Source organism: Nostoc punctiforme PCC 73102 (assembly GCF_000020025.1).
GTDB classification, from domain to species: Bacteria; Cyanobacteriota; Cyanobacteriia; order Cyanobacteriales; family Nostocaceae; genus Nostoc; species Nostoc punctiforme.
Window position 1 is genome coordinate 5,423,078 of the sequence record NC_010628.1, and the last position, 15,208, is coordinate 5,438,285.

A 15,208-nucleotide genomic window follows, 5' to 3' on the forward strand; every position below is an offset into this window, starting at 1 on the left:
ATACTCCAAAGTGATACCCTCACTATATACTGAAATTTTCTGGGGCTGGATATTATGACATCCTATGCAACCTCCTCTGCCAAAGCGGAAATGAGTGAACTACGGCGGTTGAAAGGCTTACTACCGCCAGAATTACAGAGCTGGGTCACGGTTGAAGGCACAACTGAGGTCAATCCACCCCTGGTCCGCTGCGAAGAAATTGGTAAAGACCAGGTAGAAATTCAAATTGACCTGGTGAAATGGGATGCCCTCGCAATGGATCAGCGTAATCTGCTGTTCTGGCATGAAGTTGCTCGCGTTCAAAATGACACAATTCCTAAAGATGGTTGGGAAATGGCAGCGTTAGCCATCGGTTTAGGTGGTGCTGTCGGCGAATTGTGGGTACAAGATGGATTGCTGCTAGTGTTAGCTTTGTCGCTTTGTGGCGTGTCAGGCTGGCGACTGTACCAAAAGAATAATGGGGAAAAGCAACTAAAAGAATTGCTCAATGCTGATGAGAAAGCGATCGCTTTAGCAACTCGTTTTGGTTATAGCCTCCCTAATGCCTACAAGAGTCTCGGCAGCGCCTTGAAAACCCTGATTGACAATACTCCTAGTAAGCGCCAACGGTCAAGATACGAAGCAAGACTCTCTGCCCTCAAACGCAGTGCCAATAAGGCAAAAGCTAAATCCAAAACTCCAGATGAAGGCGGGTTGTAATTAACCTGAGTTCGGGATAAGAAATCCTCAAAAGCCTTGAATTATCGTTGTTCGGTCTAAAGCTCTGTTTTCATTTATTGTCAATAAGACATATTGCTGAGATTAGTTTCATTTGTGAACCTTATTGACAAAATGATTCCACTTTTATCCCTGCTTTGATCAATTCCAGTTTTATTCAATCCTGACAGAATAGGCTTTTTAGCTTCTGGCTTAACCCGAACTCAGGTTAATTAGTTAGGAGAGATGCGATTAATCGCGTCTGTACAGGAGTTAGGAGTTATGAGTGAAATCCAAACTCCCAATTCCTGCCTCTGCCTTCGACTGGGAATGCCTACTGAGGGGCTGCTGCCTTAGTGATTAGCGGCAGCAATTCCAATTTCATAGAATCTTACTTTTTTCTTGACTACATCTTTATCAAACTCAAATTTTACAGAAGCTTTTACAGCTGGTTCAGCATTTTATGCGTCTGAGGGATCACACGCACGTGCTTGATAAACCCCTTCATCAAAGCCTGCCAGGTCAAAACTTGATCGGGCGTAGGCGCAAGCATCAGTATTGAGGAGAATTGTTCAGATACTGCTAAAGGCGTAACAGGTTGTAAAAATACTGGGATATCTGGACTAACCTTTGCCACCAACGAAGCTGAACGTTCTAACTCGCCTGGATCTGTGTTTTGAGACACAATTATCTTGACAAAAACATTTAAATATGAGTCATGACATAATTGGAGAAATTTAGCATGTTCTTGCCAATGACTTTCGCCGCTAACACTGGGCAATTTGAAATCCATACCCACAGAGTCTAAATAGGGAAGAATCATCGCTAGTTGTTCTGAGCGATGTCCGCCAGTTTCTAAGTATATAGGTAGACCAGTTATGGCTCGCACTTGGGGTAGAAACTGCGTTAGAAATGGGGCATGAAGAAGTGGTTCACCCCCAGTTAAGCTAATGCTATCGTGTAGACAAGGTAAATTTTGCTGTTCCACCCATTCGATTAATATGGGTAATGGGACAGGGTTAGAGTGGATTTCAAAGTCGCGCAATCCAGGCGATCGCTCTATCCGACAAGTAGCAGGTGCATTCCAAGTGTGGGCACTATCACAAAAGTGGCAGCGCAAATCACACAAAGCAAAACGAATAAATATCTGACGTGTCCCTACATTCAGTCCTTCCCCTTGAATGGCAGAAAAGACCTCAACTAGGCGTGCGGTAGGTGTAACCGTAGTTTTAGCAATCATTTGATGAGAGCAACGCGATCGCGCTGCGTCGGCACAACAGCAAGGATGTTTTTTGGCTTCTTGTTCTATTGTGAATCGTCGCTAGCGATCTCCAATCTCAGCCCCGGTAAAGAGAAATTAGTCCTTATTACTACTGATTCTAAATATTAGGTTAAGTAATTTTGTAGGACAAAATAATGTTTGGCAGATTACATTATACATGGCAACGAAAGTGCAGAGCTTCATGACTAGCCAACCGACAGAGGTCGATTTTCCAGTTAATTCCCTAAACGACACGGCTATAATGCAGGTGCCCGCGCGGTTGAGCGTGCTGGAGGCTTTAGGCTTTAAGCAAACCTGCCAAAGCTTAATTCAGCCCAATTCACATCCTAAAGAAATCATCATTGACTTTCACCAAACTACTTTTATGGATAGTAGTGGTTTAGGTGCCCTGGTCAGTAATTTTAAATACGCCCAGACTAAAGGAATTACATTAACACTGCGGAATGTTACACCTCAAGTCATGGCAGTCTTAAAACTCACGGGATTAGATCAGGTTTTTCCCTTAGAGTCGGCTGACGATGGGTTGCTAATAAAACAAGAAGACTTAGTAGATAATCGGAAGACAACTTCCCGTAAAGTAGAGCCTTTACCTACTACTCACCCTTCTGTGGCATCTTGGATGAAACGGTTCTTAGACATTGTAGGGTCTGTGGTCGGTTTATTAATTACAGGAGTTTTGTTTATTCCGATTGCGATCGCTATTCAAATTAACGATCCCGGTCCCATTTTCTTCAGTCAAATCCGTTGTGGTTGGATGGGAAAGCGGTTTGAGATTTGGAAATTCCGTTCCATGTGTGTGGATGCAGAAGCGAAGAAATCCCAAGTCAAAAACCAAGTGCAAGGTGCATTTTTCAAGAATGAAAATGACCCCAGAATTATCAAGGTAGGGCGCTTTTTACGGCGAACAAGTCTTGATGAATTACCCCAATTTTGGAACGTCCTCAAAGGAGAAATGAGTTTAGTAGGCACTCGACCACCCACACCCGATGAAGTGGAACGTTATGAAGTACCAGAGTGGCAACGTTTAGATGTTAAGCCTGGTATGACTGGTGAATGGCAAGTCAATGGGCGGTCTACAGTCCGTAGTTTTGAAGATGTAATTCGCCTAGATTTGCAGTATCAAAAAAATTGGAGTTTGGTGTACGATTTAAAGCTAATTTTCAAAACTATAACTATTTTATTTAATAGAAACAGTGGCGCTGTTTAGCTAACTACCCTTATTCACAATTGTTTGGTAACTCCCAACTTTCGCAATAATTCATAAATACACCCAAGCCCATAATGGGCTTGGGTAAATTTTAGGTTTCTACAGCACCAAGTAAGTGAAATTATCCTACAGCCTTTTGAATACCTACAACTTCAACCTGCTGCACTTCTGGCAACAAAAGCTTCACACCTTGCTTAACAAATCCCTGCAAAAAACCAATCTGCTGATTCTGCTGAAATACTTTTTGCAATGTTTGCCGCAAATTCTCCAAATTCAAACCAGTTCCAGAATCTATTGCTATTTCCTGCTGTTGGAAATACTCGACTAGACTTAACCCTGCGACTCTAGTCAGATAAGCTGCACTTACTCCCTGCGCTACGCCACCAGCAACAAAGGTAACGGCATTACTTTTAAGAACAGTACTAATCGCCTTTGTAGAAAGTTCAACTAAACCCAGTTTCAGCATCAAACTTCCCATTGTTCCAGCTACAGTTTGTGCTTGTTCTAGGGAAAACTTCTGCTGATAGATATTACCCAAATCCATTACCATTTGAGCATTAATTGCCGCAGTCGCTAGAATATCAAGGGCTGGGACTGGGTTAGCAAAGGCAGCAGCCGCAGCTATCCATTGATATTGTTCAATAATTGGGGTGGCGCGATCGCGTCTGGTTCCATTCAGCCAGTTTTTTGCCTCAGCTTTCAACAACCCAGCTTTCCTCATGGTAGTTACCCAAACCAGGCGTTGTCTTTGCTGTGCAAAAACTTCATCCAACTGCTGAGTTAACTGCTGGATATCTGCTGTTGGTTGTTCCATCCACTCTTGCACACCACCATCAGCCTCATGCTTTCGGACTTTGATGGCAATGGGAGAGGCGGCTGTTGCAACTACATTTCCCTGCATTCGCTGTTTCAATGACAGCAAGATGCTGGCGCTTTCATCAGCTAAATACTGGTCTTGTTTGTTGAAAACCAGGATTGTCGCCTGATTTGCTGCTTTTAGCTGCTGTAGGGTTTGAAATTCTGAGTCTGTCAAATCACCGTTTGTCAGGAATAGAACAAAATCAGATTTTGCAACTTCTGCTAAAACAACTGCATCTGAGTTGTCACCCGTTTCTCTAAATAAAGGTGCTGTCTCTTCTAAAGACACCAAATTTTGTGTCTCTAGATTTTGTTTTAGTACTTGAATTAAGGTGCTTTTACCCACGGATTTCCCGCCAGTCACAGCCACTTTAATTTTTTGTCTGTCTAATTCCAACAACAATTGGACAACTTGTTCTCGTAGTGTCTGTAACGCCGGATGGTTTTCTGATTCTTGTGCCAGTTGGTTAATTACAGTTTCAGTTTTAGCGATCGCACTTTCCACAGTTGCCCGATCTACGAATCTATCATCTAGCTGCTTTAAACTGTCTTTCGGGCGATTTTGCTGGAATAACCACAAACCACCGCCTACAGCTAAGGCACTCAACAAACCAAACTCACCCACCTGCACTATCGAATCGTGCCAACTGTCCAACATCCACAGAGAAAAGGACAGTCCCAATCCTCCCACTAAAATTGGTCGCTGCAACTTCACAACCATGATTCTCCGCGCCTTTTAGATGGCTATTTCTTCCAGAATAGATCAAAACAAAACAAAAACCCTGCAATCTTCAACGATTGTAGGGTTTTTGTTTTTTATTTGGTGGCGGGAAGTGGATTTGAACCACTGACCTTCGGGTTATGAGCCCGACGAGCTACCAGGCTGCTCTATCCCGCGTTGCTCTCGACTTATTCATATTAACCTATAGTCAAGAGTTTGGCAACTACAAAAACGATAATTCTCCAATTACTTCTAAACGGGTGTATTTTCCCAAGGTGGCAAACTTTTCTGAGAGGCTTTCGGCGGCGCTAGGACTAATCCAACCCATTTGCTTAAGTAAGTGAATAGCAACGGCATGTTTTGCCCGTTTTGTCCCATCCATGACTTTGATTGCTAATCCCAAGCCTTCACCGAGTCTACCAATGCACTGAACTCCTTCAGCACCACTTTTACTGACCAGTTCCCCTGGAGTTAAGCGCATTAGTTCCGTATCAAATTCTCCATCTCCTGCTACCATCGCGGGGTGATGAGTCATAGCACGGACGATACGCTCCATATCTAGATTGGTACTAGAGGCTAGCAGCGCATATAAAGATGCCATGTGACCGAGTTGCATCAAATAAGTTGGTGCGCCACAGTCATCATGAGCGCTGATAAATTCTGCTGCTGGCATTCGCAGCAACTCTGCTACTTTGCCCAAAATCAATTGCTGTATTGGGTGCTTGCGATCCAAGTAGTTATTCAAAGGCCAACGGCGTTGCTGACAAACAGCTAACATTCCCGCATGTTTTCCAGAGCAATTGTATTCCAGAGGACTGTGCTTACCTTCAGGAATTGGACACTGGAGTATGGTGGGGTCAAGATCAGCTCGCCACAGGATGTTAAATACCTGTCGGACTTGATCTATTGTTCCTTTATGGGAACTTGTCATAATTGCTAAGTCGCGATCGCTGAGGTCATAGCGTTCCAGTGTACCTGTGGTGGTGACTGCGAGTGCCTGAAATGGTTTGAGGGCTGAACGGATAAATGCAGCAGTTTCAGAATTACCGGCAACGGTTAGAACGCGTCCCCGATCGTCGCATACAACTGCTTGGACTATATGCCTGGATTCAATAATACCTTCCCGCAGCAACCTGACTTCCAGTGCTGTGGCTTGAGTTCGTTTTCCCATTGTCATGGGTTTATATTTATTACCTTTTTTTAATTAATTTTAGTCATTGGTCATTGGTAATTAGTCCTTAGCTAATGACTAATGACTAATGACCAATGACTCTTTAAAACAAATGCCAAACTATCGTACCAGTAACGTACATTCCCGCCAAGCCAGCAAAGGTAAATTGCAACCGCCGCAGAATGGGTTTGATTTCGTATGCAACAATTAAGCGATCGCGGTTAAGGATTTCCTGTGGTTTCGTCCAAGTTTGGCCGTCGTACCAGCCGGACTCTTCATAAAATACTGTGGGACTGCCAAGGCGATCGCACACGTAAAACCAGCCTAAGTATAATCTTACCAGTGCCAGTACGACCCCGACACTGGCTGCTGCTGCACCACAAAGGATAAAATGTGCAATATACTTGTGGGGGGGAAAACTTGTTGCTGCCACAGGTGCTGCGATCAGCCAAGATAAACCCCAAATCCAAGCTATTTTCGTGATATAATCGCGCAAATCTAAAGTGCTATCACGAAACAACCAGGAAGTTTTTAACTCTTCGTACTCATTGAGTGGTTGTTGGTCTATGGGAACTGGGCAATTTGAAACCGAAGACCTAATCATGTTGGCTTACCTTCACCCTCATCAGATTCTGGAAGGGAAATACGCTCTGCATGAATCCAGAACGCTTCTAAATTATAAAACTCCCGTTCTTTGGGCATCATGATGTGAACGATCACATCACCATAATCTTGTAGTACCCAACTACCCTCGACTTTTCCTTCTGTCCTTATGGGACGACGTTGCAATTCAGTTTCGACTTTTCCTTCAATTGCTTGAGCGATCGCTCTTACTTGTACCCTAGAATAGCCAGTCATCATCACAAAGTAATCGGCTAGATAAGATACCTCTGCTACTTTGAGCAATAAAATCTCACCCGCTTTGCGGTCTGATGCAGCTTCTGCGATCGTTGCAGCTAATTTTCCGCTCTCCTCTTCAGTATGGGCGTGGCTCTTTACCACACTCTTCGTCAGTGGGACAGATTGTAATGGGAAATTTCCTTGGAAATAGTCAGTCATTAAACCTCAGGTGCTTTTTTCCTTTGAAACAATTGTTTACATTTACTTACAAATAACAAACAATTGATCTGACAAATGTGTCAATAGGTTTTTTTGAATACTAACAAAAAAACAGGTGTTTATGGGGGCTAGTTTAATAATTGCTGTTTACTAAAAACTACAATACAACACAGCAGATTCATGCCTGGTCTACCAATAGCGTGATTGGCATCAGTGTAGTATTTAGTATTAGAGGATACTGAAGCACCCCTACTCTATAGTTAAAAAATTGGTGTTCCCACATATTTAATGAAGTGAAGCTGTGGGATTTTGGGTTCAAAACGTATTTGAAACTCCCTTGTCTATTAGCTAATATGCTTGAACTAAGCCTTTTTCCTCTGCCTTGACTTCCTTTGCTTGCCTCAAAAGAGATATTTCTTTAACCTAAGCGTATTGGTCTATTGTTGTATCTTTAAAAGTATAATTAATCACCCTCATAATCAGTTTGTATTTAGATAATGAGGGTATAATTGCAATTTTCTGAATTGGTCACATCCTTATGGGCTTTCTGCTCTAGATACTGTAACTCTTGTAGACTGAATAGCTGCACGATCTGCCGTCAATGAGTAACACAACGACTCATACTGATTTAAAGCTTGCTCAAAAGCATAGTTCTCAATGGCATATTGGCGACTTTTATAACCCAGAGTTTTTACCTTTTCGGGATTTTGATACAAATCTAAAATTGCCATTGCTAAAGCTTGAGGATCTTCTGGAGGAACGATAACTCCGCCGCCACTTTGTTTGATTGCTCTTGCTGCTGTACCATTATCGGGTACAGATGCAACTAAAGCTCCTCCACTGGCAAGTAGCACTTGAATTTTTGACGGCATATTGAAAGATACAATATTTTTCTTTTGCACCACTAAGCCAACATCAGCAGCTGCCAACATTTGTGGCAAATCTTTGCGGGGTTGAAATGGCAGTAGCAAAACGTTATCTGCGCCGCAGTCTAGACATTCTTGTTGCAATCGCTGTAAACCTTTTGCCTCTCCAACGATAACAAAAACAATATTTGGGATATGGCGCAACATAGAAGCGGCTTTGACAACGCTTTCTAAGCCTTGGGTTAGAGCAATGTTGCCAGAATAAAGTACTACAAATTTGTCATTTAGATTATGTGCTGCACGGAAAGGGTTATTTTCTTTAGGCAAAGGGCGGATAAAATTTACATCAACCCAGTTGGGAATTTGCACAATTTTGTCAGCTTCTACGCCCTTAGAGCGCAAATTGTCCACAAAGCCATCGGCGATCACGCTAATCTTACTGGCAGTGTGGTATGCAAATTTTTCCAACACAGTAAATAACTTTATAAGCAATTTGTTTTTCAGTAGACCGACGTGGACGGCTGCTTCTGGTAATATATCTTGTAGATTTAAGATTACAGGGCAAGCACGTAACCATCCTAAAAGAGCAACTGGCACACAGCTTGGCAAAGATGGCGATGTTGAAAGAATAACATCTGGCCGCCAACCGATGAGGGCGGGCACAAAACTAGTGACAACGAAACTAGCATCTAATAACACTCGATCTAATAGGTTAGGTTGTGGACGAATCCAAACATAACTGCGTTGGATTTGAACGCCATTTTTGTATTCGTTGAGATACCACTTGCCCCGATATTCCTGGTAAATTTGACGCTCAGGGTAGTTGGGCATAGCGGTGACTACGCGTACTTGATGCCCACGCTTCACTAGTCCCTCTGCTAATTCAGTCATCAGTGGGGCAATACCAATTGGCTCTGGATAGTAGTTGTAAGAGTAAATTAAAATTCGCATAAAAGTTAGTCTGAAGTACCCCGGTTTTTTGTTGAAGGACAAATATTTATCTTCAACATTGTTTAGAGCTTAGAAACTCTTATATTTAATTGTGACTTCAGACTCTTTTTCTGTCAGGGATTTTCCTTAAAGATTGAGTAAACTTAGATATTAAATACTTAGAGAAAGTGTGAATTTTTTTTACTATTTAAGTAGGCTTCAAATTTTTAACTTTTGATTGGTACGTAAGTATAAACCCCAGGCATTATTATATTAATTAAGACTATTTCACAATAATATTGAATGAGCGATCGCCCTTGTATTTTCTCCTTTTTTGCTGGTTCGGGTTTCCTAGATTTAGGTTTTGAAACTAGCGGTTTTAATATTGTTTACGTTAATGAAATTTTTTCACCATTCATGGCAGCATACAGCTATTCACGGCAGATTCTCAATCTGCCATTGCCAGAATACGGGTATCATCACGGAGAAATAGGAGATGTAACCCAACTTCACGAAGGTTTACAAGCACAACACCTCCGTGAGTTAGTACAAGACTGCCGCAAATCTAATAATATTGTGGGCTTCATTGGTGGACCTCCCTGTCCTGATTTTTCTATTGGTGGGAAAAATAGAGGACGTTTAGGAGATAATGGCAAGCTTTCCGCTTCTTATGTTGAATTAATTTGCCGCAATCTTCCAGATTTTTTTTTATTTGAGAACGTTAAGGGGTTGTGGAGAACAACAAAGCACCGTTTATTTTTTGAATCGCTCAAGCAACAATTACTAGAAGCCGGCTATATTTTAACAGAGCGGTTAATTAATGCTATTGAATATGGTGTACCCCAGGATAGAGAAAGAATTATTCTCATTGGTTTCCGAAATAATTTTATCAAAGATATAGGAATAAAAGTCGGTAGTGAAAAGTTACTTAATGAAAGGGCTTTTCCTTGGAAAAATCATATTTTATATCCTAAACAAGAGGTTTTTGCTTACCCTTGGCAGAAGTGCGATCCATTCCAAGAAAATTCCATCATGCTTTGTCCTGAAGGCATCCCTCAAGAATTAACAGTTGAATACTGGTTTAGAAAAAATAATGTTTTGAAGCATCCTAATACTGAAAACTGTTTTCAACCAAGGGCAGGTATCACAAGATTTGCTGCTATTGATGAAGGAGATGATTCTAAAAAGTCTTTCAAGCGTCTTCACCGATGGCGTTACTCCCCGACAGCTTGCTATGGAAATAATGAAGTACATTTGCATCCTTATAAAATCCGGCGACTATCTGTAGCGGAAGCTTTAGCCATCCAATCTTTACCTGTAAATTTTGTACTTCCAGATAATATGTCACTCACTAATATGTTTAAAACTATTGGTAATGGCGTACCCTATTTAGCATCCAATGCGTTAGCTAAAACTATTATTAACTTCTTAAGTATTGGCGTAAAAAATGCTATTAATATTTCTAACCTTACTAAGCCTAATGTCAACTTAAACACTAACACTAATTCCACAACATCTACAAAACCAACATTCAAAATAACTTAGTAGCTTGTTTTCAGGATAAACTCGTAATAAATATGGTTTAATATATATATAAGAAATGTTTTAATTTTTTATAAAGTTTAATAATCAATTACTGGCAGAAGACACGATGGCAGCAGACTATCCAGATATTGATATTGCGCCATTTATCGATCACGCCCTGTTAACGCCAACGGCTACTCCAGAGCAGGTTCAGCAGTGGTGTGAAGAGGCATATAGATTCAATTTTGCGGCAGTTTGCTTGTACCCCACCTATGTCAAACAAGCTGTCGAACTCCTCCACGGCAAAAACCCGAAAGTGTGTACTGTGATTGGCTTTCCCTCTGGTGCGACAACTTCAGCAGTGAAACTCTATGAGGCTCAAGAAGCGGCGGATAATGGAGCCACTGAATTGGATGTGGTCATGAACTTGGGCTGGTTGAAAGCTGGTAAAACTGAAGAAGTCCACCGGGAAATTGCCGAAATTTGTGAAGAGACTGGGCAAACTGTCAAGGTAATTTTGGAAACCAATCTGTTGACAGATGCGGAGAAAAAAATAGCTGCTGAAATAGCTATGGAGGCGGGGGCCGCTTTCTTAAAAACTAGTACAGGTTGGAATGGCGGTGCAACAGTGGCAGATGTGCGATTTTTGCAGGAATTGGCAAAAGAAAGAGTGGGAATTAAAGCTGCAGGTGGTATCCGCACTATCAATCAAGCTCTAGACTTAATCGTAGCAGGTGCTAGTAGATTAGGCACATCTCGCGGTATCGATTTGATCCGCCAGCGCGATAATCTGGGGAAGGGTGAATAGTCATTCGTTTATCTTCCTAACTTGCGAAAAACTGCGGGCACATCTATGCCCTTTGTCCTAAACCAATGACCAATTTTAGATTTTGGATTGAAGGATTGAAGGATTCAAAATTTAAACCTGGTTTCAGAGCAGCTAGTTTCAACTATGGAAAAATCTAAAATCCTTGCATTCCTGCAAGTCCCTAGTTTTAGGTATGGCGTTAATCTAAAATCCAAAATCCGAAATTGATTGGCTAATGACTAATAGACTTGTCGGGAAATAAGAGAGAATAGACAGCAGTGGTAGGGAAGAATGATGCTGAATATTGAAGGTGCGCTGAAGCAAGACCGACTGTTGAGGGCATTAACTGGGTTGAACCGGAAAGCATTTGATGCCCTTTTGCCCACGTTTACCACGATGTACCTAGATACTCAACAGGCCAAGCCTCGTCAACGTGGCCTGGGTGGAGGACGCAAAGCCCGCTTACTTACAGCCCAAGACAAATTGTTTTTCATCCTTTTCTATTTCAAATGTTATCCGACCTTTGATGTGGCGGGACTGCTCTTTGATATGCATCGCTCCCAGGCACATGAGTGGATGCATCGATTGCAGCCAATATTAGAAGCGGCTTTGGGACAGAAGATGGCGCTGCCGGAACGCCATCTCGAAAGCATTGAAGCATTTTTGTCACGCTTTCCAGGAGTGCAACGAGTGATGATTGATGGGACAGAACGCCCAATTGCGCGACCTCAAGAAAGAGAACAACAACAACAGAATTACTCCGGTAAAAAGAAACGTCATACGCGTAAACACTTGGCGGCAGTTGATGAAACCAAACGGGTCTTGATCTTAAGCAAAGCACGAGAAGGCAAACTGCATGACAAACGTTTTCATGACGAAGATGACATTGCAGGTAGTGTGCCTGATGAAATTCCGATTGAAGTAGACTCGGGCTTTCAGGGATTACAGAAGCAGTATGACAATCTCCATCTTCCTCACAAAAAGCCCAAAGGGGGCAAGTTAAGTGACCTTCAAAAAACGGAGAATCGTCAATTGAGTCAATCCCGTGTAGTTTGCGAAAATGCCTTTGCTGGTGTGAAGCGCTACAACGCCGCCAGTGTCATTTATCGTAATCGGATTGAAAACTTTGATGACCATTTGATGCTGACCGCAGCAGGATTATGGAACTTCTACTTGATGGCTGCTTAAGAGAATCCCAATTACAAGACCAGCATTGCCTCACTTATCTTTTATTTCCCGACAACTCTAATGACTAATGAGTAGAACCTACAAAGCAAGCGGAATTAATCTTAAAACTCAGGTGCTAGGAGAATCAGATAAAATAGTGACCATTTTGACACCAGAATTCGGTCTGATTCGAGCAGTGGCTCCAGGGGCACGTAAGCACAACTCCAGCTTGGGCGGCAGGAGTGGTATGTTTGTTGTGAATGAACTATTGATCGCCAAAGGGCGATCGCTTGATAAGATTACTCAAGCACAGACGTTAAAGACTTATCCTGGTTTAGCTAAAGATTTGGGGAAATTGGCTGCTAGCCAATATTTAGCAGAAATAGTCCTATCTCAAGCTTTGAGCGAACAACCCCAAGAAGAACTTTATGAGTTGTTCAATGAACATCTCCATCGGTTAGAAGCATTGTCTAATGCAAATGCATCTGGTGTTTTGGCTCATCTGGCTCATGGGGTGTTTCACCTTTTAGCCTTAGCAGGAGTAACACCGCAAGTGCAAATATGCTGCTTATCTGGGCGCTCCCTCAAGCCAGACTTTACAGAACCCAACTGGCAGATAGGATTTAGCGTCCCTACGGGTGGAACGATTTGCTTGGAAGCTTGGAAACGTTTACGAACAGAGGGAAAGGGGGAGATTAATAACCAATACCCCATTCCCCATATCCCATTACCCATGCCCCATGCCCAAACAGTTGTTGTGCATCGGCAAGAAATACCTTTAATTTCTAGTCGTCTGGGTGCTATGGAACTGGCTTTGCTTCAACATCTGTCACAACCAGAGATAATGCAAATTGATGGTGCTAGAGACCATAACTGGTTATCTGTTGAGCAGATTTTGCGCCAGTATGCTCAGTACCAATTAGGTCGCCCTATTCGCTCTGCTACCTTGATCGATTCTTATTTTGCTGCCAACCATGATGCAACCATCTGATTTGGATAAAAAAATCCTGCCTTTGTCACCAAGCCTTGTTAAAAAACAGAATAGGATATCAGATCCTAACCTCAAGAATCACTTGAGTGCCGTTTCAAAGTGTACACCTAGTCAAATCAATAGCCAAGAAATGTCCCCAAAAGACGTTTCTAAAAACGATCAAAGTTGGACAGCCCAGATCCCAAAAACTGATGTTCCAGAAATACAATCTGAGGACAAATTAACTACTGATGAGGCAAATAGCAACGGTAATAGCAACGGGCAGAGTTTGCCAGTAGCTACTACCCCAGAAACAGAATCACCTAAATTAGATGGATCTGGTTCAGGTGGAGAAGCTGTTTCCGCGAATGTAACACAGCAGGGGTTTTTGCCTGTATTAAAAAACCCTAATTTCCTGGCTCTTTGGGGCGGTCAAGTTTTCTCCCAACTAGCAGATAAAGTTTATTTGGTGCTGATGATTGCTTTGATTAATACTCAGTTTCAGGCTAGTAATCAGAGTATTAGTGGTTGGGTGTCAGTCTTGATGATGGCTTTTACGATTCCAGCCGTATTATTTGGTTCCGTTGCTGGCGTGTTTGTCGATCGCTGGTCAAAAAAGGCTGTGCTGGTGGCAACGAATATTTGGCGCGGCATCCTGGTTTTGTCAATTCCCTTCCTGCTGTGGTTGACTCATGGCTGGAAACCCATAGGAGTTATGCCAGTAGGTTTTTTGATCATCCTGGGTATAACTTTTCTAGTTTCCACACTGACACAGTTTTTTGCACCGGCGGAACAGGCAGCAATTCCCTTAGTGGTAGAAGAACAGCATTTACTCTCAGCTAATTCGCTTTATACGACAACGATGATGGCATCGGTGATTGTTGGGTTTGCTGTCGGAGAACCATTATTAGCGATCGCAGATGGACTTTGGTCGCAAATTGGTGGTAGCGGTAGTTTGGGCAAAGAACTTTTAGTAGGTGGTAGTTATGCAATCGCTGGACTAATTTTATTCCTCCTAGCAACTAAGGAAAAACACCACCACCCTGATACAGAATTCCCTCACGTATTCTCTGATTTGCGAGATGGTTTTGCCTACCTCAAAGCAAATCATCGCGTCCGCAATGCTTTGCTTCAGCTAATTATCTTGTTTTCTGTCTTTGCAGCATTAACTGTTCTAGCTGTTCGGATGGCAGAAATAATTCCGAATATGAAAGCTTCCCAGTTTGGCTTTTTACTAGCAGCTGGCGGTGTTGGCATCGCTGCGGGAGCAACAATTCTCGGTCAATTTGGTCAACGCTTTTCCTATACCCAACTAAGTCTTTGTGGTTGTATGGGTATGACAGCATCCCTGATTGGTCTATCAATCTTTACAACCCAACTGTGGCTAGTCCTGTTACTGGTGGCGCTATTAGGTATCTTTGGGGCCCTAATCGGAATTCCCATGCAAACTGCAATTCAAACAGAAACACCTCCAGAAATGCGTGGTAAAGTATTTGGCTTGCAAAACAATGTAATTAATATTGCCCTCTCCTTACCTTTAGCTTTAGCTGGTGTCGCAGAAACCTTTTTGGGATTACAGGTAGTTTTTTTGGGATTAGCCGCGATCGTCTTTTTAGGAGGTATATTAACGTGGTATAACTCACACAAGTAGTTATCAGCTAACAGGAGCTATTATTCATTACCTTTAAGTAATTAATATTTACTTAAAGATTTTGGGTTCATGCTAAACTGAGGTCAGTGAAAATTTATCACATACTTGCGGGATATTAATCTGACATTAGTCAGAATAAGTTGCTTAAGTATCAGAAATTAACAACTTATAAATAGAATAAATAAAGCCATAAATCTACTGGTTTAATCAGCTTTGAATAGGCTTTTTAAACTAGAGCCTGGTTGGAATCTTTAATAGCTAAAAAACCAGCAAGTATAGTTGGATAAAAAAAAATCAC

At 42.1% G+C, this 15,208-nt stretch carries 13 protein-coding genes and 1 tRNA gene; 7 read left to right on the forward strand and 7 right to left on the reverse strand.

Annotation, left to right across the window (positions count from 1 at the left end; genetic code table 11):
* The first annotated feature begins 54 nt into the window (after positions 1-54).
* A complete protein-coding gene (locus NPUN_RS21885) occupies positions 55-699 on the forward strand; it encodes a DUF3318 domain-containing protein (protein WP_012410672.1) in 645 nt (214 codons plus the stop codon).
* A 439-nt stretch (positions 700-1,138) separates the two neighbouring features.
* Here the strand turns inward: NPUN_RS21885 and NPUN_RS21890 are convergent, their stop codons facing one another.
* Positions 1,139-1,936, reverse strand: a complete 798-nt coding sequence (locus tag NPUN_RS21890; RefSeq protein WP_012410673.1) for a 7-carboxy-7-deazaguanine synthase QueE — start codon at positions 1,934-1,936, stop codon at positions 1,139-1,141.
* A gap of 199 nt (positions 1,937-2,135) precedes the next feature.
* Between NPUN_RS21890 and NPUN_RS21895 the strand changes: the two genes are divergently transcribed.
* Positions 2,136-3,185 (forward strand): sugar transferase, encoded by a 1,050-nt coding sequence (locus NPUN_RS21895; protein WP_012410674.1) that lies wholly within the window; start codon positions 2,136-2,138, stop codon positions 3,183-3,185.
* A 121-nt stretch (positions 3,186-3,306) separates the two neighbouring features.
* On the opposite strand, the gene NPUN_RS21900 is transcribed toward NPUN_RS21895, so the two are convergent.
* From NPUN_RS21900 to NPUN_RS21925, 6 genes are all read right to left on the reverse strand, one after another.
* On the reverse strand, positions 3,307-4,764 hold the full coding sequence (locus tag NPUN_RS21900) for a YcjF family protein (protein WP_012410675.1): 1,458 nt from the start codon (positions 4,762-4,764) through the stop codon (positions 3,307-3,309).
* Positions 4,765-4,864: 100 nt separating this feature from the next.
* Positions 4,865-4,941 (reverse strand) — tRNA-Met (locus NPUN_RS21905).
* A 46-nt stretch (positions 4,942-4,987) separates the two neighbouring features.
* Positions 4,988-5,941, reverse strand: coding sequence for an asparaginase (locus NPUN_RS21910; RefSeq protein WP_012410676.1), 954 nt, complete (start codon positions 5,939-5,941; stop codon positions 4,988-4,990).
* 97 nt (positions 5,942-6,038) lie between these two features.
* Positions 6,039-6,539, reverse strand: coding sequence for a CGLD27 family protein (locus NPUN_RS21915; RefSeq protein WP_012410677.1), 501 nt, complete (start codon positions 6,537-6,539; stop codon positions 6,039-6,041).
* The gene (gene rsfS / locus NPUN_RS21920; protein WP_012410678.1) at positions 6,536-6,994 is read right to left on the reverse strand and encodes a ribosome silencing factor; all 459 of its coding nucleotides are present in this window, start codon (positions 6,992-6,994) and stop codon (positions 6,536-6,538) included. The genes NPUN_RS21915 and rsfS overlap by 4 nt, the downstream gene beginning before the upstream one ends.
* Before the next feature lie 536 nt (positions 6,995-7,530).
* Positions 7,531-8,811 carry a glycosyltransferase family 4 protein gene (locus NPUN_RS21925; RefSeq protein ID WP_012410679.1) on the reverse strand — a complete coding sequence of 427 codons (1,281 nt, stop codon included), beginning with the start codon at positions 8,809-8,811 and terminating at the stop codon, positions 7,531-7,533.
* 282 nt (positions 8,812-9,093) lie between these two features.
* On the opposite strand from NPUN_RS21925, the gene NPUN_RS21930 reads away from it, so the two are divergent.
* From NPUN_RS21930 to NPUN_RS21950, 5 genes are all read left to right on the forward strand, one after another.
* Positions 9,094-10,335: a DNA cytosine methyltransferase gene (locus NPUN_RS21930; RefSeq protein WP_012410680.1), complete on the forward strand. Its 1,242-nt coding sequence runs from the start codon at positions 9,094-9,096 to the stop codon at positions 10,333-10,335.
* A 106-nt stretch (positions 10,336-10,441) separates the two neighbouring features.
* Positions 10,442-11,122 (forward strand): deoxyribose-phosphate aldolase, encoded by a 681-nt coding sequence (gene deoC, locus NPUN_RS21935; RefSeq protein ID WP_012410681.1) that lies wholly within the window; start codon positions 10,442-10,444, stop codon positions 11,120-11,122.
* A gap of 291 nt (positions 11,123-11,413) precedes the next feature.
* The gene (locus NPUN_RS21940) at positions 11,414-12,310 is read left to right on the forward strand and encodes a transposase (protein ID WP_234710955.1); all 897 of its coding nucleotides are present in this window, start codon (positions 11,414-11,416) and stop codon (positions 12,308-12,310) included.
* Positions 12,311-12,377: 67 nt separating this feature from the next.
* Positions 12,378-13,280, forward strand: a complete 903-nt coding sequence (recO, locus tag NPUN_RS21945) for a DNA repair protein RecO (RefSeq protein ID WP_012410682.1) — start codon at positions 12,378-12,380, stop codon at positions 13,278-13,280.
* Positions 13,267-14,910, forward strand: a complete 1,644-nt coding sequence (locus NPUN_RS21950; RefSeq protein WP_041566355.1) for an MFS transporter — start codon at positions 13,267-13,269, stop codon at positions 14,908-14,910. The genes recO and NPUN_RS21950 overlap by 14 nt, the downstream gene beginning before the upstream one ends.
* Positions 14,911-15,208 lie beyond the last annotated feature (298 nt).